At 62.7% G+C, this 18466-nt stretch carries 17 protein-coding genes; 14 read left to right on the forward strand and 3 right to left on the reverse strand.

The window, feature by feature from the left end; all coding sequences use genetic code 11:
- The first annotated feature begins 1 nt into the window (after position 1).
- Genes bioB through AC3A43_RS05605 form a run of 7 tightly spaced genes read left to right on the forward strand, consistent with a single transcriptional unit; the run spans position 2 to position 4732 of the window.
- Positions 2–1030, forward strand: coding sequence for a biotin synthase BioB (bioB, locus tag AC3A43_RS05575; RefSeq protein ID WP_487791534.1), 1029 nt, complete (start codon positions 2–4; stop codon positions 1028–1030).
- Entirely contained in the window at positions 1027–1242 is a 216-nt protein-coding gene (locus AC3A43_RS05580; protein WP_487791535.1) for a hypothetical protein, read from the forward strand. Before bioB ends, AC3A43_RS05580 begins: the two co-directional genes overlap by 4 nt.
- On the forward strand, positions 1239–1490 hold the full coding sequence (locus AC3A43_RS05585) for a hypothetical protein (protein WP_487791536.1): 252 nt from the start codon (positions 1239–1241) through the stop codon (positions 1488–1490). The genes AC3A43_RS05580 and AC3A43_RS05585 overlap by 4 nt, the downstream gene beginning before the upstream one ends.
- Entirely contained in the window at positions 1487–1879 is a 393-nt protein-coding gene (locus AC3A43_RS05590; RefSeq protein ID WP_487791537.1) for a lysozyme inhibitor LprI family protein, read from the forward strand. The genes AC3A43_RS05585 and AC3A43_RS05590 overlap by 4 nt, the downstream gene beginning before the upstream one ends.
- 4 nt (positions 1880–1883) lie before the next feature.
- Positions 1884–3890: an ATP-binding protein gene (locus tag AC3A43_RS05595; RefSeq protein WP_487791538.1), complete on the forward strand. Its 2007-nt coding sequence runs from the start codon at positions 1884–1886 to the stop codon at positions 3888–3890.
- A 4-nt stretch (positions 3891–3894) separates the two neighbouring features.
- A complete protein-coding gene (locus AC3A43_RS05600) occupies positions 3895–4266 on the forward strand; it encodes a tRNA-binding protein (protein WP_487791539.1) in 372 nt (123 codons plus the stop codon).
- Positions 4267–4324: 58 nt separating this feature from the next.
- A complete protein-coding gene (locus tag AC3A43_RS05605; RefSeq protein WP_487791540.1) occupies positions 4325–4732 on the forward strand; it encodes an MAPEG family protein in 408 nt (135 codons plus the stop codon).
- Here AC3A43_RS05605 and AC3A43_RS05610 read toward each other — a convergent pair.
- Positions 4729–5493: a cyclase family protein gene (locus AC3A43_RS05610; protein WP_487791541.1), complete on the reverse strand. Its 765-nt coding sequence runs from the start codon at positions 5491–5493 to the stop codon at positions 4729–4731. The genes AC3A43_RS05605 and AC3A43_RS05610 overlap by 4 nt on opposite strands.
- Positions 5494–5602: 109 nt before the next feature.
- Here AC3A43_RS05610 and AC3A43_RS05615 point away from each other — a divergent pair, with 109 nt between their 5' ends.
- Together AC3A43_RS05615 and alr are read left to right on the forward strand one after the other, a co-directional pair.
- Positions 5603–7234, forward strand: coding sequence for an MFS transporter (locus AC3A43_RS05615; protein WP_487791542.1), 1632 nt, complete (start codon positions 5603–5605; stop codon positions 7232–7234).
- A gap of 43 nt (positions 7235–7277) precedes the next feature.
- On the forward strand, positions 7278–8327 hold the full coding sequence (gene alr / locus AC3A43_RS05620; protein ID WP_487791543.1) for an alanine racemase: 1050 nt from the start codon (positions 7278–7280) through the stop codon (positions 8325–8327).
- Here the strand turns inward: alr and AC3A43_RS05625 are convergent.
- On the reverse strand, positions 8324–8818 hold the full coding sequence (locus AC3A43_RS05625) for a prolyl hydroxylase family protein (protein WP_487791544.1): 495 nt from the start codon (positions 8816–8818) through the stop codon (positions 8324–8326). The two genes, alr and AC3A43_RS05625, sit on opposite strands and share 4 nt — an antisense overlap.
- Positions 8819–8884: 66 nt before the next feature.
- Here AC3A43_RS05625 and AC3A43_RS05630 point away from each other — a divergent pair, with 66 nt between their 5' ends.
- Positions 8885–9370 carry a hypothetical protein gene (locus tag AC3A43_RS05630; protein WP_487791545.1) on the forward strand — a complete coding sequence of 162 codons (486 nt, stop codon included), beginning with the start codon at positions 8885–8887 and terminating at the stop codon, positions 9368–9370.
- Positions 9371–9388: 18 nt separating this feature from the next.
- Here the strand turns inward: AC3A43_RS05630 and AC3A43_RS05635 are convergent, their stop codons facing one another.
- Positions 9389–12598, reverse strand: coding sequence for a TonB-dependent receptor domain-containing protein (locus AC3A43_RS05635; RefSeq protein WP_487791546.1), 3210 nt, complete (start codon positions 12596–12598; stop codon positions 9389–9391).
- A gap of 500 nt (positions 12599–13098) precedes the next feature.
- Between AC3A43_RS05635 and phaR the strand changes: the two genes are divergently transcribed.
- The 4 genes from phaR to AC3A43_RS05655 all read left to right on the forward strand — a co-directional run bounded on the left by phaR (position 13099) and on the right by AC3A43_RS05655 (position 18464).
- Positions 13099–13638: a polyhydroxyalkanoate synthesis repressor PhaR gene (gene phaR / locus AC3A43_RS05640; protein ID WP_487791547.1), complete on the forward strand. Its 540-nt coding sequence runs from the start codon at positions 13099–13101 to the stop codon at positions 13636–13638.
- A 45-nt stretch (positions 13639–13683) separates the two neighbouring features.
- On the forward strand, positions 13684–15210 hold the full coding sequence (gene proS, locus AC3A43_RS05645; protein ID WP_487791548.1) for a proline--tRNA ligase: 1527 nt from the start codon (positions 13684–13686) through the stop codon (positions 15208–15210).
- Positions 15211–15377: 167 nt separating this feature from the next.
- Complete coding sequence (locus AC3A43_RS05650; protein WP_487791549.1) at positions 15378–16115, forward strand: hypothetical protein; 738 nt, start codon at positions 15378–15380, stop codon at positions 16113–16115.
- A 45-nt stretch (positions 16116–16160) separates the two neighbouring features.
- Positions 16161–18464, forward strand: coding sequence for a ribonuclease R family protein (locus tag AC3A43_RS05655; protein ID WP_487791550.1), 2304 nt, complete (start codon positions 16161–16163; stop codon positions 18462–18464).
- The last annotated feature ends 2 nt before the right edge of the window (positions 18465–18466 follow it).

Raw genomic sequence — 18466 nt, forward strand, 5'->3', positions numbered from 1 at the left:
CATGAATCTCTCCTCTTCCGCCGACTTGGGCGATCCATCGCGCAAAGACTGGACCCGCGACGAAATCGCCGAGCTGTTCGACCTGCCGTTCGACGAGCTGATGTGGGAGGCGCAGGGCGTCCACCGCCGCCATCATGCGCGCGGCGAGATCCAGCTTTGCACTTTGCTCAGCATCAAGACCGGCGGCTGCGCCGAGGATTGCGGCTATTGCTCGCAAAGTGTGTCGGCCGACACCGGGCTGAAGGCCACGAAGCTGATGGACGTCCGTACGGTGCTCCAGTCTGCGGCCGAAGCAAAGGATGCCGGATCACAGCGTTTCTGCATGGGCGCCGCGTGGCGCAACCCCAAGGACCGCGACATGCCCGCGATCATTGCGATGATCGAAGGTGTGCGTCAGATGGGCATGGAAACCTGCATGACGCTGGGGATGCTCAGCAAGGAGCAGGCGCAGCAGCTCGCGGTCGCCGGTCTCGATTATTACAACCACAATATCGATACCTCGCCCGAGAATTACGGGAATATCATCTCGACCCGCAGCTTTCAGGACCGCCTCGACACGCTGGAGGAGGTGCGCAGCGCCGGGATCAACGTTTGCTCGGGCGGCATCGTCGGGTTGGGCGAAACGCGCACCGATCGCGTCGGCTTCATCCATGCGCTGGCGACCCTCCCCGAACACCCGGGCAGCGTGCCGATCAACGCGTTGGTCCCGGTGAAGGGAACCGTGCTTGGCGACATGCTGGCGGACACGCCGCTTGCCAAGATCGACGATATCGAATTCGTCCGCACCGTGGCGGTCGCGCGCATCACGATGCCGATGAGCATGGTGCGCCTGTCGGCGGGCCGCGAGAGCATGTCGGAAGCGACGCAGGCGCTCTGCTTCATGGCCGGCGCGAACAGCATCTTCACCGGCGACAAACTGCTGACGACCGCGAACGCCGGTGACAGCAAGGATGCGGCGCTGTTGGCAAAGCTCGGCCTCAAGCCGATGGAAAGCGAAGAGCCGATGCGGATGGAGGTCGCGGCCGAGTGAGGCGCTTCGTCTTACTGTCTTTTGAAATTTTGGGTTTGGCTGCCCTTGGCATCGTCGTGCTGATGTTTCTGGCTGGCTCGATGAGCGGCGAGGGTGATCGCTGGGGGGTACCGATGTTTCTGACGCTGCTGGGCGGCTTCGGTATCGTCGTTCTGACCATATATGGCGCAGCACGCATTTTCGGCGTGCTGCGCGAGGAAAAGTTGAGATGACCCGCAAGCCGCTCCTCGCCCTCCTGATGTCGTTGCTTCTGCTGCCCGCGTCCTGCGCGCTCGGCGTGGTGGCGGGCGATATGCAGGGCGTGCGGCTGGGGAGGGCGCCGGGTGAGGGCGGTCCGCTGTGGGTCGAAAATCTACTGTGGATCGGTGCGCTCGCGCTGATCCTTTACTGGGCGCGGCAGATCAGCCGCCTGTATCGCAAACCTGCCGTGGAAGCGGCACCGACGGAGACGGTCGAATGATCATCGCATCCATGCTGCTCTTGTCAGCGATGGCCGCCGAGCCCGCGGTTGATTGCGACAATGCCATGGCGCAGTTTGAGCTGAACGCCTGCGCCTATCAGGAATATGAGCGCGCCGACGCGGCGCTCAACGCGCAGTGGAAGCTGACGGCCGCCGCGATGGAGGCGCAGGATCGCGAGTTCGACCGGAGTTCGGACAATCGCCCCGGCTATTACGACACGCTTTTGGCCGCGCAGCGCGCCTGGATCACTTACCGCGACAAGCATTGCGCCAGCGAAGGCTACACGATGCGCGGCGGCTCGGCCGAACCGATGATGATCAGCGGCTGCATGCGGACGCTCACCGAACAACGCACCAAAGACTTAAAAGCCCTCATCGAGGAATATTGAGACGATGTTTAAGAAAATCCTGATCGCCAACCGCGGCGAAATCGCCTGCCGCGTTATCAAGACCGCGCGCCGCATGGGGATCGCGACAGTCGCGGTCTATTCGGACGCCGACGCGCGCGCGCCCTTTGTTCAGATGGCCGATGAGGCAGTGCATATCGGCGCGTCGCCCGCGTCCGAATCCTATCTGATCGCCGACAAGATCATCGCGGCGTGCAAGGCGACGGGGGCCGAGGCGGTGCACCCCGGCTATGGTTTCCTGTCGGAGCGGACCAGCTTTGCCGAGGCGCTGGCCAAGGAAAACATCGCCTTCATCGGCCCGCCGGTGAATGCGATTGCCGCGATGGGCGACAAGATCGAGTCGAAGAAGCTCGCAAAGGAAGCCGGCGTCAACGTCGTCCCCGGCTTTGTCGGTGAGATCGACGATACCGAACATGCGGTGCGGATTTCAAACGAGATCGGCTATCCGGTGATGATGAAAGCCTCCGCGGGCGGCGGCGGCAAAGGCATGCGCCTCGCCTATGACGAAAAGGACGTGCGCGAGGGCTTTGAGGCGACCAAGCGCGAGGGGCTCAACAGCTTTGGCGACGACCGCGTATTCATCGAGAAGTTCATCCTCAACCCGCGCCACATCGAAATCCAGATCCTCGGCGACCAGCACGGCAATGTGCTGTACCTCAACGAGCGCGAATGCAGCATCCAGCGCCGCCACCAGAAGGTCGTTGAGGAAGCGCCGTCGCCTTTCGTGACCGAAACGATGCGCAAGGCGATGGGCGAACAGTGCGTCGCTTTGTCGAAGGCGGTCGGCTATTACAGCGCCGGCACCGTCGAACTCATCGTGTCGGGCGCCGATCCGACAGGCGAGAGCTTCTATTTCCTCGAAATGAACACCCGCCTGCAAGTCGAGCATCCCGTAACCGAAGCGATCACTGGTATCGACCTCGTCGAGCAGATGATCCGCGTCGCCGCGGGCGAAAAGCTTGAAATGACGCAGCACGATATCAAGATCGACGGCTGGGCGATAGAGAACCGCGTTTATGCCGAAGATCCGTATCGCGGCTTCCTGCCCTCGACAGGGCGGCTCGTGCGTTACCGCACCCCGGTTCCGGCATGGGAAGGCGAGACACGCGGCGTCGATGGCGTGCGCGTCGATGCCGGGGTCGAGGAGGGCGGCGAAGTGTCGATCTTCTACGACCCGATGATCGCCAAGCTGGTGACCTGGGGCGCAACGCGCGACGAAGCCGCCGACCTGCAGATCGCGGCGCTCGACCGCTTCGAGATCGAGGGGCTCGGCCACAATATCGATTTCGTCTCGGCGATCATGCAGCATCCGCGCTTCCGCTCGGGCGAGCTGACCACAGGCTTCATCGCCGAGGAATATCCCGAAGGCTTTCACGGCGCGCAAACCGACGACAACGTCATTCGCGCGCTGGCGGCGATCGCGGGCTTCATGGCCAGCGCCGAAGCCGATCGGGCGCGCCGCACCGACGGCCAGCTCGGCGACCGGCTCGATCCGCCCGCTAAATGGCAGGTCACCGTCGGTGGTGTCGAGCACAAGGTGAAGCTCGGACAGAAACACATCAGGGTCGATGACGACAAGATCGACATTGCGCTCGAATATACCCCCGGCGATCGACTGATCGTGGCGGAGATCGACGAGACCGAACTCGCGGTCAAGGTCGCGAAGACGCGCACCGGCTGGCGCATGACGACGCGCGGGCGCATCCATGATGTCCGCGTGCTGCCCTGGCATATCGCGTCGCTGACCCAGCATATGATCGAAAAGATCCCGCCCGACCTCTCGAAATTCCTCATCTGCCCGATGCCCGGCCTGCTCGTTACGCTGCACGTCGGCGAAGGCGACAAGGTCGAGGCCGGGCAACCGCTAGCAACCGTCGAGGCAATGAAGATGGAAAACATCCTCCGCGCCGAAAAATCGGGAACGGTGAAGAGCGTCAACGCCGCGCAGGGCGACAGCCTCGCGGTCGATGCGGTGATCCTCGAGATGGAATGACGCGATGCACGTCCATCACGATCAGGTCTCTCCTGCGGCGGCGGAAATTGGCTTCGACGATTTCCTCCGCGTCGATATCCGCATCGGAACGATCATCGAGGCCGAGCCCTTTCCCGAGGCGCGCAAACCCGCGTTCAAGCTGAAGATCGACTTCGGCCCCGCGATTGGGATCAAGAAAAGCAGCGCGCAGATCGTCGACCGCTATACGCTCGAAGACCTCGCGGGGCGGCAGGTGGCGGCGGTCGTCAACTTCCCGCCGCGCCAGATCGGCAAATATATGTCCGAAGTGCTGACGCTCGGCTTCGCCGATGAGGAGGGCGCGGTGATTCTCTTCGCGCCTGATCGCAAAGTTCCCGACGGGTCGCGCCTCTTCTAACCTTTCCCGCGCCCGACATCGCGGCTAGTCTCGCGGAGGGAAACAGGGGAGAGGGCTCATGACATTACCCGTAACCGCGTTCGTGGCCGCCGTCTGCGCCTTGCTGCTGCTCGTCACCGCGATCGACACGGTGCGCCAGCGACTGCGCGTGAAGGCCGCTTTCGGCGACCATGGCGATGCCAAACTGATCAGCGCCAGCCGTGCGCACGGCAATCTCGCCGAATATGCACCGATCACGATCATCCTGCTCGGGCTGCTGGAGACGGCACGCGCCAATCATATGGGCCTGATGATCATCGGCGCGATCTTCCTCATCGGCCGCGTCGCACATGTGATCGGGCTCTATACACCGTCGGAGCCGGGGAAGGCGCCGCTCGGCCGACAGGTCGGCGTCCTTGCGACCTTCGGGGCGTTGCTGGTGCTGGCCGGCTGGACGCTATGGATTTTGGCGACGACCAACCTTTAGTCGACCAGCGCCACCGCGCGGATCCATCCCGCGCTCGCGCGCTCGATCTTTACCGGGAAGCAGCTGAAGGTGAAACCCGTCGCGGGGATCGCGGCAAGATTGGTCAGCTTCTCGATCTGGTAATAGGGCCGGATGCGTCCCGCTTTATGCCCTTCCCAGATGATCGACGGATCGCGTGTTTCGGCCCAGCGCTTCGCAGTGTGACTGAACGGCGCATCCCAGCTCCACGCGTCGGTGCCGACGACCTGCACGCCCCGTTCGGTGAGGTACAGCGTCGCCTCGGCGCCCATGCCGCAACCCTGGTCGGTGAAATTATCGGTGCCATAGACGGCGCCCGACTGGACGAGCACGATGTCGAGCGGCTGGAGGTCGTGCCCGATCCGCGCGAGTTCGGCCTCGACCTCGGCGGCGCTCACGACATGGCCATGCGGGCGATCCGAGAAGTCGAGCTTGATCCCCGGGCGAAAGAACAGGTCGAGCGGCGCTTCGTCGATTGACGGCGCGGGCGAGGCGCCGCTGTCGGTCGTCGAATGATAATGCCAGGGCGCATCCATATGCGTGCCGTTGTGCGTGCTGAGGGACAGCATTTCCACCGCCCAGCCTTCGCCGTCAGGCAGATCCTCTTTCGTCAGACCCGGAAAGAACATCGCGATCTGCTCCCACGTATTTTCGTGGGTCATATAGGTGATGTTCGGCCGCATCACCGGCGGGTCGGACACGACGTCGTTGGTGATCGGGATCGAAAGGTCGATGAACTGCATCGGCATATACTGCCACCGGAATGACGCCGCGCCAAGAAGGCTTGCGCGACGGCGCTTGCCCGGTAGAGATGGGCAAAAGCCCCATGCAATCCGGGGCGGGGGAGAGTGTATGACCGACAGTGTCGCCGTCGCCGGTCAGGGCGCGGCTTATCAGCCGAGCAAGAAGGAAATTCGCATGGTCATCGCCGCCTCGTCGGCGGGAACGGTGTTCGAATGGTATGATTTCTTCATTTACGGCACGCTTGCGGCGATCATCGGCAAAGCCTTTTTCCCCAGCGACAATGCGACGCTCGAGACGTTGCTCGTCTGGGCGGGTTTCGCGGTCGGTTTCGGCTTCCGCCCGCTCGGCGCCGTGCTGTTCGGTTTCCTCGGCGACCGGCTCGGCCGCAAATATACGTTCCTCGTAACCGTCACCTTGATGGGCATCGCGACCGCCGGTGTCGGCATGATCCCGTCGGCCGCGACGATCGGCATCGCGGCGCCGATCATCGTCATCCTGCTCCGCATCCTGCAGGGGCTGGCGCTCGGCGGCGAATATGGCGGCGCGGCGGTCTATGTCGCCGAGCATTCGCCGCCCGGAAAGCGCGGTTTCTACACCAGCTTCATCCAGGCGAGCGTCGTCGGAGGCTTCGTACTCAGCCTGATCGTCGTGCTGGGTTGCAAGGCGCTGATGTCCGACGCGGTGTGGGAGAGCTGGGGCTGGCGCGTCCCCTTCCTCCTCTCGCTGATCCTGCTCGCGATATCGCTCTGGATGCGCCTAAAACTGTCTGAAAGCCCGGTGTTCCAGGCGATGAAGCAGCAAGGCGAGCTGGCAAAGAATCCGCTGAAGGAAAGCTTCACCTATCCGGGTAACCCGCGCCGCATCTTTATCGCGTTGTTCGGCATCGCCGCCGGCCTGACGGTCATCTGGTACACCGCGATGTTCTCGGGCCTCGCTTTCCTCAAGGGGCCGATGAAGGTCGAGGATACCGCCGCCGAAATCATCGTCGGCTGCGCCGCTGCGGTCGGGATGGGCTTCTTCCTCTGGGCTGGCAGCCTGTCCGACCGCATCGGGCGCAAGAAGCCGATCGTCTGGGGCTATGCCGCAACGCTTGTTCTGCTCTTTCCGCTGTTCTGGTTGATGGGCAGCGTCGGCAATCCCGCGCTGAGCGCGGCGGCCGGGCGCGCACCGGTGACCGTCGCCGGATCGCAGTGCAGTTTCGACCCCTTCGCGCAAAAACAGGAAACCGCGTGCGGCCGCACGCTCGGCGAACTGACCAGGCTCGGCGTTCCCTATACGGTTGCCGCAACCGACAGCGGCTTCGACAGCGTCAAAATTCGCATTGGCGACCGCGAAGTCGCGAGCGAGGATCCCGCGCTGTTGCAACCCGCGCTCGAGGCAATGGGCTATGACTTCGCGAAGCAGATACCCGGCGTCGGCGGCATCGTCGTCATCTTCCTCGCGCTGCTCGGACTCAGCGCGCTGTCAGGATTCACCTATGGCCCGGTCGCGGCCTTGCTCTCCGAAATGTTCCCACCGCATGTCCGCTATTCATCGCTGTCGATCCCCTATCATCTTGGCACCGGCTATTTCGGGGGCTTCCTGCCGCTGATCGCCAGCTTCATCATCGCAAAGACCGGCAACGCCTATGCGGGGCTGTGGTATACATGGGGTGTCGTGCTCGTCGCGTTCCTCGTTGCCGCTTTCATGCTCAAGGATCCGGTCGAGGGACAGTGGGACAAGCCAGCGCCCGCAGCCTGATCACCCCATTGGCGCGGCCCGCCAACCCGTATAGGGGCGAGGCATGATCGAAGTCCCGTCGCCGCTCCGCCTCCGTCTCGACAGCGATGCCCTCATCGCCAACTGGCGCTGGCTGGCGACGCAAAGCGGCGCAGCCGCGTGCGGTGCTGCGATCAAGGCCAACGGCTATGGCCTCGGCGCGCGCGACGTCGTGCGATCTCTTGCCGCGGCGGGATGCCGTGACTTTTTCGTCGCGACCTGGGCCGAGGCAGCCGCGCTGATGCCCTTGCCTGAAGGCATATCGCTGTCGGTGCTCCACGGTGTCGGTGTCAGCGATATGGTCGCGGCGCGTACGCTGCCTGCACGGCCCGTTCTCAACAGCCTTGCCCAGGTCGCGCGCTGGCGTGAAACCGGGGAAGGGCGGGTGTGCGACGTGATGGTCGATACCGGAATGAACCGACTTGGCCTGCGCATCGAGGAGGCGAAGGCCGGCGCGCTCGAAGGACTGAATATCGAGACACTGCTCAGCCATCTCGCCTCCGCCGACGAGGAGAGCGAACAGAATGCGCGGCAACTGGCTGCCTTCCACGATATCCGGCATGCGATCCCCGCCCGGCGATACAGCCTGTCGAACAGCGCGGGGATTTGCCTCGGCACCGACTACGCCTTCGACCTCACGCGCCCGGGCATCGCACTATATGGCGGCACGCCGCGCGGCGAAGCGCAGGGCCATATTCGCCAGGTCGTCTTTCCCGAGGCCCGCCTGTTGCAGGTTCGCACTGTCCGCGCGGGCGAAACGCTGGGTTATGGGGCGACCTGGACCGCGAACCGGGACAGCCGGGTCGCGACCGTGAATATTGGTTATGCCGATGGCTATCTGCGTTGCCATGCGGAAACGGGGGCGGGGGCGACATGGCGAACGCACACACTGCCATTGATCGGCCGCGTATCGATGGACCTCACCGCATTCGATGCCAGCGACGCGGGTGCGATCGAGGAGGGCGACTGGCTCGCGCTCGACTATGATTTGCCGTCGACGGCAGCGCGCACCGGCCTGTCGCAATATGAGTTGCTGACGGGGCTCGGTGCCCGGTTTGAACGCGTTTGGGTTTAGGTCCCTGGACGATAGGTCCATGGGTCATAGGCAGCTTGGCGGATCCACCGCGTCGCGATCCATTTGACGCCCCTCGTAACGGGCAGGCCAGCATGCCGCGAGACGGGATCGGATGATCCATCGTCTTTCACATTGTCGAAGACGATGGCATCGCCCTGCTGCCCGGCAATTTTCGGTCCTTGCTCGAACAGCGTTTCGCCGCCTTTATAGCCATGGTTCAGATAGATGATCGCAGTCTTGATCCGCTGATTTTCCGTGCCCGGCAGCGCGTCGACATGCATGCGATATTGCTGTGAAATGTCATAGCGCATGACCGACAGCGGTTCGCCCTGTTCGGTCGCAGTGCCTGTGATCGCAGCAAGGCGATGGTTGATCGCGCGAACTACAAGATCCTCTTTGGCAGGGCCGATGACGGCGGCCATCGAGGTCCGGACGGGATGCGGGCGAAGCGTTCCGGTGGATGGATCGACAATCGCGGACGGTTCCAGCATCGGCCCGGCCACTGCCGCAATGTGCGCGCATTCGTTGGGTGAGAGCAGCGCGGGATAGCGAACGACATGTGGCGCTTCAGAAAGCAGTTCAGCGCGCGGCATCGCTTTAGGCCGACCTTCCGCATCGATGCGCATGCGTTCGACGAGCGCCATCTGCTCGGCGGCGACCGGATCGCCGCGCGCGGCCTGCCGCAACAAGGTCAACGCGCCGCTCCAATCCTCATGCGCCTGTCCAGATCCGTTGGCGACCAACGCGATTTCCATCAACGCACCGTCGACATGGCCGATTTCGACCGCTCGGCGCAGCCATTGGCGACCTCGGCGGAGATCACGCGCGCCGTGGCGTCCGGCGAAATCGAGGACGGCCAATTGCATCAGCGCATCAACATTTCCTTCGTTCGCGGCATGCGTCAGCAGCGTCATTCCCTCGGCGATGCGTCTTTGGGCAAAGAGCCGGTTGGCTTGTTCGATGGGCGACCCGTGCAGCATGGACGGATTGTAGCGGCGTTCACGGCAAAAAAAAGGGGGCCGGATCGCTCTGGCCCCCAATAAAGCTGTTCTGATCCGCGATCAGAATTTGGCGACGATACCAGCATAGAAATACTGGCCACGGTTGTCGTAAATCCCCGAACCACCACCGACGCCCGTAAGGGCGAACGGCGGCTTGCGGTTGAAGACGTTATCCACGCCAGCGTAGAAGTTGAAACCTTCCGAAACATCGACCTGCGCGCGCAGATCGATATACGCAACCGACGGATACTTCTGCACCGAAGCATAGTCGAGGTTCTGCGGCGGCAGACCGTTCAGTTCGTTGAAGTCTTCGTAGGTGTTCAGGTACATTTTGTCGATCCAGCGGAACTGGTAACCGACCGTAACGCTCTTGTACTTCGCGCTGACGTTCACGTTGACCTGGTTCTTCGGATCACCCAGTTCGCCCAGAATGCGGTTCTTGAAGTCCGGGCTTGCCGGGTTCAGGAACTCGTCACGCTGCAGAACGCGCGTGTAAAGACCGCCAAGGGTGAAGGTCCAGTCGCCATCGGTGTAACGGTAATCGATTTGCGCATCGATACCGCGAGCCTTCAGCTTCGCGTAGTTCTGGCTGAGCTGGATCAGCGAGTTACCATTACCTTCCAGGATCTGGAAGGGGACATAATCCACCGGAATCGGGTTGCCGTTGACGCCGGCACGCTGGAACAGGCCACAGAACGCATTGTTCAGATCGGGAAGATCGTAGCAGGCGTTCGCGATCTGCTGCGCCGACGGAGCGGTGATCACGTCATCAACGGTGATGGTGTAATAGTCGGCCGAGAACGACAGACCGGGGATGAACCGCGGCTGCAGCAGAACACCAACGGTGTACGAGTCCGACTTTTCTGCTTTCAGGTCTTCATTGCCACCGCTCAGGATTTCCAGCGATGAGCTGTAGCGGAAATCATAACCCGCCGGACGACCAGCAGCCGTGCAATTGGCAAGGCGGTTAGCCGAGCCCGTCGCGAGGTTGACGGCCGAGCAGGGGTCTCCGAAGCCCGGAGCGAAGTTCTGACCCTGCGCCGAATAAAGATCGGCGAGGTTCGGGGCGCGGACCGAGCGGGCATAGGTACCGCGGAATCCGATGTCTTCGATCGGCTTCCACATGATTTCACCACCATAGGTATAGGTGGTACCGGCCTTGCCCTTATAGTCGGAGATACGACCGTTGGCGCGCAGCGTCAGCTCGTGGAAGAACGGGGTATCGCGCAACAGCGGAAGCTGAATTTCGCCGTAGACTTCCTTCACTTCGAACGCAGGCGAGTCGAAACTCGGGATTGCGTTGTAGAAGGCGTATCCTTCCTGGGTCAGATCGTCGAGATCATAGTCCAGCGTTTCACGACGATATTCGGCACCCAGCGAGAAGGCGACAGGGCCGCCCGGCAGGTTGAAAAATTCGCTCGTGTCGCCGGCAACGAAACCGCCAATGTTGAGCTGCGTGATCTTTCCGGTAGCCAGCGAGTCAACGAGCACATAATTGCGCGCCGCATCGGTGACCGAGCCTTCGCCGAACGGATTGATCGGAACGCAGGCCGCGACGTCGGCGGCGAGGCGCGGATCGTCACCGGCGCTGAGCGGCGTGCCGGTGATGTACGACAACGGATCCGCATTAGGAAGCTTCGAACGGCAGACGATGTTGCCGTTCACATCGCGAGCGGTGTCAATACCCAGCAGATAGCGCTGGATGTTGACGTTGCCCTTGATCAGGTTCTTTTCCTTGTGCTCGCCATAGTTGACGAAGACTTCATAGTTCCAGTCGTCGTTGAAGTCACCGCGTGCGCCAATCACAGCGCGATAGGTTTCGCGGGTGATTTCCTCATCGCGGGTACCGAAGTCGGTCCAGTTGCGACGCAGGCTGAAACGGAAAGTGCCTGCGCTGATCTGCGCGCGCTGGGCGGCCAGCTTTTGTGCGGCGGTAACCGTAACAACACCATTAACGACCGTGTCGGTAAAGCCTGCACCCGTGTTCGGATTAACCGTCGAACCCAAAAACGTGTTGGTCAGCAGCGTGCGCGCCTGAGCCGTCATATAGGGGTTGTCGAGGCGGATGCGCTCGCGGCCACCCGGGTCACCGAGCGTCGCGCCCTGCGAGAAGAAGGGACCGCTCTGCGAACCCTGAGCTTCCGAACGAACATATTTCGCTTCGATGAACGGAACGAACGCCGGCGAAACTTCAAAATGCGCGATCAGGTTGGCCGAATAACGCTGAAGCGTCGGCGAAAGGGCAATCAGCTTGCCTTCGCGGCCGGTCATCCCGTTGCCACCGAGGAACGGACCCGTCGGGCCGAGGCCGGCGCGGCTTCCGGTCTGGGCCGCAAGACTGCCGTCCGGCTGGAACAGGAAAGCGCAGGTATATGCCGTGCCGCCACCGCGGCCGCAGGGTGCGGTCGTCGGGTTCTGATAGGCTGCGACCATGCCGCCGAGGCTGATCGTCGTCGAACGAATGTCGCGGACGAAATAGCGGTCGAAACCGCCAGCCGCGCCGTTCGGCGAGCCGGGAGCGTCAGCTTCGACAATCAGGAACGCGTCGTTCGAGTCGAGATAGGGACGGCCCGAAGCATAAAAGTCCGAGCTGCGCGCATATTCGAGGTTGACCGCGACGTTGCCACGGCCATCGGCGAAGTTCTTGCCCGCCGTCAGCGAGACGAACTGGTTGCCGGCATCGCCATAACGCGAAACGCCGCTCTGCCCACGGAGCTGAACGCCATCAAAGTCGTCCTTGAGGATGAAGTTCACGACGCCCGAGATCGCGTCCGAACCATAAACGGCCGATGCGCCGCCGGTCACGATGTCGATACGCTCGATCAGATCCGAAGGAATGGTGTTGGTGTCGACCGAGACGCCGTTCGACAGCACGTCCGAACCGACATGACGGCGGCCGTTGACCAGCACCAGCGTGCGCTGCGTGCCGAGGCCGCGAAGGTCGAGCAGGTTGAGGCCGCGCGTTCCGAGGAAGCGCGTCGAGTTCTGCTGGCTGAACGTGCTGCGCAGCTGCGGCAGTTCGTTGAGCAGATCGCCGACCGAAATGCCGCCGGTTTCAAAGATTTCGGCGCCGGTGACGACCGCGATCGGGTTGGCCGATTCAAGGTTCGGCTGGCGGATGCGCGAGCCGGTCACAACAATCGTGCCTTCGCCAGCGGCGTCCGCTGCATCGTCCGCGGGAGCGGCGTCGCTCTGTGCCATCGCCGGCATGGCGCTGAACAAAGCAAGAGTCAGGGCGGAGCCCCGAACTAGCAGGCTAGTCTTCTTCATGATGTATTTCCCCGGTTGCCGTTCAAAAAATTGGGAGTGAACGGATTGCCCCTTAGAAAGACAGAAATTTTCGGCGGCACAAGCCTTTGATGTAAATTTTCTGACAGTCGAGGGACTCGGATGTGGCGCTGTGGCATTTTCGCAACAGGGCAAGGCGGGGCTGCCGATACATCGGTTGGAATCAAAATGCCCGTCGACGAAACGAACAACCTCGATAAACGCATAGGCACGAGAAAAATGCCACAGAATTGATATCCCGTGAAACTAAGTTACGTTTGCCGTTTAGAGCTCGCTAAGCTGGAGAATCCGACTTCCTGTTTGGCAGCGCGCCCCTCAGCGACCCTTCGCGCCCTGTCCGGCAGATTCCGAATCGCGCCAGCGCCGTGTTGACGACCCGACCAGCGCATGTTGCGATGCATCATATTTTGATGCTAATGCGATATCCGGATGGCCGGGCGGCGCGTCGCCATTGCACCGGAACACAAGGAGCGCGGGTAAAGATGGCGAAGTCCAGGGCGACGGCGGAAGATGGCGTCGTCACGATCAAGAAATACGCCAACAGGCGACTCTATGATACCGAACGAAGCTGCTACATCACGCTCGAGGATCTCGGCACGATGGTCCGCGACGGCCGCGATTTCCGTGTCGTCGATGCCAAGAGCGGCGACGACATCACGCATAATGTCCTCACGCAGATCATCATGGACGAAGAAACGCGCGGCGAAACGCTGCTGCCGGTCAATTTCCTGCGCCATCTGATCGGCATGTACGGCGACAAGATGCAGTCGATGGTGCCGCAGTATCTCGAAGCCTCGATGACAGCATTTCGCAAGAACCAGCAGGATGTCCGTTCGGCACTTGAGGGCGCGCTGGGATCCAACCCGCTCGCCGAATTGACCCGCCGCAACATGGAAATGTTCCAGCAGGCGGCAGGCGCCTTCATCCCCGGCGCGGGCGGAGGCAAGGCAAAGGATGCCGAGATCGCCGCGCTCCAGGCCGAAGTCGCCGAACTCAAGGCCGAGCTTGCCAAGAAGAATTAATCGGGTCCGCTCCGGCGCCCCAATGACGGAAAAAAACTAAATATCATGGTCAAACATGCGCTCAGCGTAACCCGGCAGGCCGATTTTGCGGCCTGGTATCAGGATGTCATTGCCGAAGCCGATCTTGCGGAAGAATCGGGCGTGCGCGGCTGCATGGTCATCAAGCCGTGGGGCTATGGTATCTGGGAGCGTATCCAGACCGTGATGGACGCGGCGATCAAGGATGCCGGGGTCCAGAACTGCTATTTTCCGCTCTTCATCCCCTTGAGCTTCTTTGAGAAGGAAGCTGACCATGTCGATGGTTTTGCAAAAGAAATGGCGGTCGTTACGCATCACCGCCTGATCGCCGACGGCAAGGGCAAGCTCGTCCCCGATCCCGAAGCGAAACTCGAAGAGCCGCTGATCGTTCGGCCGACCTCGGAAACGGTGATCGGCGCCGCGATGAGCCGCTGGGTGCAGAGCTGGCGCGACCTTCCGCTCAAGGTCAATCAATGGGCCAACGTCGTGCGCTGGGAGATGCGCACGCGCATGTTCCTGCGCACCAGCGAATTCCTGTGGCAGGAAGGCCATACCGCGCACGCCGACAAGACCGACGCGATGGTCGAGACGCTGCGCGCTCTCGAAATGTACCGCGCCTTTGCGGAAGATGTTCTCGCGATGCCGGTAATCGCGGGCGAAAAGCCCGAAAATGAGCGCTTTCCGGGCGCCGTCGCGACCTATTCGATTGAGGCGATGATGCAGGACGGCAAGGCGCTGCAGGCCGGCACCTCGCATTATCTCGGCACCGGCTTCGCCGAGGCCGCAGGCATCCGCTATCAGGACAAGGACGGCGGCCACAGCCTCTGCCACACGACAAGCTGGGGCACCTCGACCCGCATGATCGGCGGCGTCATCATGACGCATGGCGACGACGATGGCCTGCGCTGCCCGCCGCGCATCGCGCCGCACCAGATCGTCATCGTACCGATGCTGCGCGACAATGAGGAGGATCAGGCGATCCTCGACTATTGCGCGTCGTTGCAGTCCGAGCTGAAGGCGCTCGACGCCTTCCGCGAACCGCTGCGCGTCCATCTCGATGCGGGCGCCAACAAAGCGCAGACGAAACGCTGGGGCTGGGTGAAAAAGGGTGCACCGATCATCCTCGAAATCGGTCCGCGCGACGTCGCGGGCGGCAATGTCGCGGTTATCCGCCGCGACCGGCTCTACAGGGACGATGGCAAGCTCAATACCGCCTTCGTTGCCAAGGGCGATTTCGTGGGCGAAGCGGTTGCGACGCTCGAGGACATCCAGTCGAGCTTGCATGCCGAGGCCAAGGAAAGACTTCACGCGAACATTCGCCGCGACATTACTGATTTGAAAGCCCATTTCGCCGGCGACGACAAGTTCGTCGGCTGGGTCGAGGTGCAATGGTCACGCCCGACCGGCGCAGCGCTCGACGCCATCGTCGAACAGCTCAAGGCGCTGAAGCTGACGATGCGCAACACGCCGCTCAACGCTTCCCCTGCGGATGGCGCCTGCTTCTTCACCGGCGAGCCCGCGGTCGAACGCGTGCTGATCGGCCGGACTTACTAGAACTGCGATTGCTGGCGCGGTTAGCGCCCGATCAATCCTGAAAGCCGTTCGCGGGCGATCATATTTCTGATACGCAGGCGGCGCAGGGAGTCGTCTTTTGGGGCTCGCCCGCTGGCGATAGCCGCCGCAGATCGCTTATCTGCATTTCATTCAGCAGGGGACGGATCGTGAAACGACAATTTATTGCCTCGACCGCTATTTTTGCGCTGCTCTTCGGCGCGACCGCACCCGCATTCGCCAAGCCGCCGTCCGACGTGTCCGACCTCGTCGGCGCACGGGCGCCGGGCGGCGAAACGCAGATGCAAAGCCGCGGCTATACAATGGAGAAATTCAAGGGCGGCGCGCAATATTGGTGGAACCGCGGGACGAAAACCTGCGCCCGCGTCGTCGTTGCGAACGGTCGCTATGCCAGCGTCGACAAGACCGATGCGAGCGATTGCGGCCACGGTGACAGCAGCGGCTCGTCCGCCGGGGCGGCGATAGCGGGCGTCGCGGCGATCGGCCTGATCGCCGCGCTTGCCAGCCACAAGAAGAAGCATGGGAGCGACCAGGGTGGCGATCACGACAGCGAATATGGCCGCGGCTACAACGACGGTCTCTATGGCGGCCGATATGACCGCCACGACAGCGAGGCCTATCACGACGGCTTCATGGCGGGCGAGGCCGAGGCGTCAAACCGCCGCGCCGCCAATCGCCCCTACGCACGTGGCGGCCCCGATGCGGCGCGCGCGGCCTGCGAGCGGCGCGGCGACGAATATCAGAATGCACCGGGCGGCAGCAGCGTCGCGGTGAGCCAGCGCGGCGACGGCGCGGGCAATTATATCTTCACTGTCGCGACAGGCCACTATCGATCGCAATGCACGGCGACCGCGAGCGGGCGGATTCTCGACATCTCGCCCTATTGAGGTTGCATTGGGGGTGACGGCCAGCCCGTTACCCCCTATCCGCCGATGATGGCCCGCAAACAATATACCGGACTGCCGACACCCGAGCAGATCCTTCGCTTCATCGAAGAGAGCAAGGAGGCCGTCGGCAAGCGCGAGATTGCGAAATATTTCGCGCTGCACGGCAACGACAAAATCGCACTGAAAGCGCTGCTCAAGGACATGACCGACGAAGGGCTTGTCGATCTTGCGCCGGGTCGCGCGTTTCACAAGCACGGCGGGCTACCGCGCGTCACCGTGCTGCGCGTCGCGGCGATCGAGGGCAGCAATGTCTGGGCGGTGCCCGAACGCTGGGAGGCCGCCACGCCGGCACCGCGCCTCCGCGTGATCGAGCAGGGTCGCAAGGGCGCACTCGGCATCGGCGACCGCATCCTGGCGCGCACCGAGGAACGCGGGAGCGGCCATGTCGCCCATCCGATGAAACGGCTCGAAGCCGGCGGCGAGACCGTGATCGGCGTACTCGTCGAGGATATGGGGCCTGGCGGCAAGCCGATTCTGTGGCTGCGTCCCGCCGACAAACGCGCGCGCTACGACTTCGCCGTCGCCGACAAGGGCGATGGCAATGTCGGCGATCTCGTCCGCGCTGAACTGACCGGGCGCGGCCCGGCGATCAAGGCAAAGGTCATTGAGCGCCTCGGCGATCCCTTTGCGCCTCGCGCCTTGAGCATGATCGCGATCGCGCGGCATGAAATTCCGCATGTTTTCGGGGCCGAACCGCTCGCCGAAGCGGAGGTTGCGGCAAAGCTTCCGCTCACCCCCGAAGGTCGCGAGGATTTGCGCGACCTGCCGATCGTCGCGATCGATCCAATCGACGCGCGCGACCATGACGATGCGGTATGGGCCATTCCCGACGACGACACGACCAACAAGGGCGGTTTCCGTGCGATCGTCGCGATCGCCGATGTCAGCTATTATGTCCGGCCCGACGGCGAGATCGACCATGAGGCGCGGCGGCGCGGCAACAGCGTCTATTTCCCCGACCAGGTCGTCCCGATGCTACCCGAAACACTGTCGGCGGGCGTCTGCTCTCTGAAAGCCGGGCAGGACCGGGCGGCGATGGCATGCCATCTGGTGATCGACAAGCACGGCAAGGTGACGTCATGGCGCTTCACTCGCGCGCTCGTCCGATTGCGCGCGAACATCGCCTATGAGCATGCGCAGGCGGCCTATGATGCCGATGCGCCGCGCGACGAATGGGACGCCGATGTGCTCCCGACGCTCAAACAACTATGGGCCTGCTGGGCGCTACTCGCCAAGGCGCGCGCGGCCCGGGCTCCGCTCGATCTCGACCTGCCCGAACGACAGGTCATCCTCGACGAAGCAGGCGGCATCGCCGAAATTCGTATCCGCCCGCGGCTGGATTCGATGCGGCTGATCGAGGATTATATGATCGCCGCGAACGTGGCCGCCGCAAAGGCCCTCGAGGCGAAGAAGTCGCCGGTCATGTACCGCATCCACGAACCGCCCAGCCGCGAGAAACTCGTCAGCCTGAAAGACTATCTCGAAACCTTCGAACAAAGCTTCGCGCTGGGTCAGGTGATCACCCCTGCGGTGTTTAACCGCCTGATCGACGGCTTTTCGGAAGACGACCGGCTGCCCGAGATCATGCAGGCAATCCTGCGCAGCCAGACGCAGGCCTATTATGGCCCCGCCAACGCGGGCCATTTCGGCCTCGCGCTCGGCAGCTACGCCCATTTCACCTCGCCGATCCGCCGCTACGCCGATCTGATCGTCCATCGGGCACTCGTCGACAGCTACAAGCTCGAAGTGCCGGGCAAGCCGAAGGGGCTTCCGGAACGCACCGGGCTGGGCGAGGCCGACGCCAAGGGACTGTCGCATATCGGCGAAGCGATCAGCGCGCTGGAGCGCCGCGCGATGGAAGCCGAACGCGAAACCGTCGATCGCTATGTCGCTGCGTATCTTTCAAACAAAAAGGGCGAGATCGTTCAGGCCCGGATCACCGGGGTACAGCCCTTCGGCTTTTTCGCGACCGTCGACGGGCTCGGCGGCGACGGATTGGTGCCGGTATCGACGCTGGGCAACGAGCGCTTCTTCTATGACGAAGCCGCTCGCAGTCTCGACAGCGAGCATGGCCGGATCGGCTTCACGACCGGTCAGCGGCTCGACCTGCGACTGGTCGATGCCAATCCGATCAGCGGCGCCTTACGCTTCGAATTGCCCGACGCCCCCGAAGGCGGCTTCCGCAATCGTCCGCCGCGCCGCGACGGCGTCAAGGACAAGGCTGGCAAACATGTCGTCGGCAAACGCGGTCGCCCCGCGAACATCAAGCACAAGGGCAAGCGACGCTAATC

Source organism: Sphingopyxis sp. Soil_C_28 (genome assembly GCF_057657055.1).

What these genes read in the sequence shown, in the direction of transcription:
- AC3A43_RS05630 (WP_487791545.1), top strand. Translation starts at nt 8,885, where the DNA reads ATGTGGCGCTTCAGAAAGCAGTTCAGCGCGCGGCATCGCTTTAGGCCG.
- phaR (WP_487791547.1), top strand. Translation starts at nt 13,099, where the DNA reads ATGGCGAAGTCCAGGGCGACGGCGGAAGATGGCGTCGTCACGATCAAG.
- AC3A43_RS05655 (WP_487791550.1), top strand. Translation starts at nt 16,161, where the DNA reads ATGATGGCCCGCAAACAATATACCGGACTGCCGACACCCGAGCAGATC.
- AC3A43_RS05590 (WP_487791537.1), top strand. Translation starts at nt 1,487, where the DNA reads ATGATCATCGCATCCATGCTGCTCTTGTCAGCGATGGCCGCCGAGCCC.
- AC3A43_RS05585 (WP_487791536.1), top strand. Translation starts at nt 1,239, where the DNA reads ATGACCCGCAAGCCGCTCCTCGCCCTCCTGATGTCGTTGCTTCTGCTG.
- AC3A43_RS05610 (WP_487791541.1), bottom strand. Translation starts at nt 5,493, where the DNA reads ATGCAGTTCATCGACCTTTCGATCCCGATCACCAACGACGTCGTGTCC.
- proS (WP_487791548.1), top strand. Translation starts at nt 13,684, where the DNA reads ATGGTCAAACATGCGCTCAGCGTAACCCGGCAGGCCGATTTTGCGGCC.
- alr (WP_487791543.1), top strand. Translation starts at nt 7,278, where the DNA reads ATGATCGAAGTCCCGTCGCCGCTCCGCCTCCGTCTCGACAGCGATGCC.
- AC3A43_RS05605 (WP_487791540.1), top strand. Translation starts at nt 4,325, where the DNA reads ATGACATTACCCGTAACCGCGTTCGTGGCCGCCGTCTGCGCCTTGCTG.
- AC3A43_RS05595 (WP_487791538.1), top strand. Translation starts at nt 1,884, where the DNA reads ATGTTTAAGAAAATCCTGATCGCCAACCGCGGCGAAATCGCCTGCCGC.
- AC3A43_RS05625 (WP_487791544.1), bottom strand. Translation starts at nt 8,818, where the DNA reads ATGCTGGAACCGTCCGCGATTGTCGATCCATCCACCGGAACGCTTCGC.
- AC3A43_RS05615 (WP_487791542.1), top strand. Translation starts at nt 5,603, where the DNA reads ATGACCGACAGTGTCGCCGTCGCCGGTCAGGGCGCGGCTTATCAGCCG.
- bioB (WP_487791534.1), top strand. Translation starts at nt 2, where the DNA reads ATGAATCTCTCCTCTTCCGCCGACTTGGGCGATCCATCGCGCAAAGAC.
- AC3A43_RS05600 (WP_487791539.1), top strand. Translation starts at nt 3,895, where the DNA reads ATGCACGTCCATCACGATCAGGTCTCTCCTGCGGCGGCGGAAATTGGC.
- AC3A43_RS05635 (WP_487791546.1), bottom strand. Translation starts at nt 12,598, where the DNA reads ATGAAGAAGACTAGCCTGCTAGTTCGGGGCTCCGCCCTGACTCTTGCT.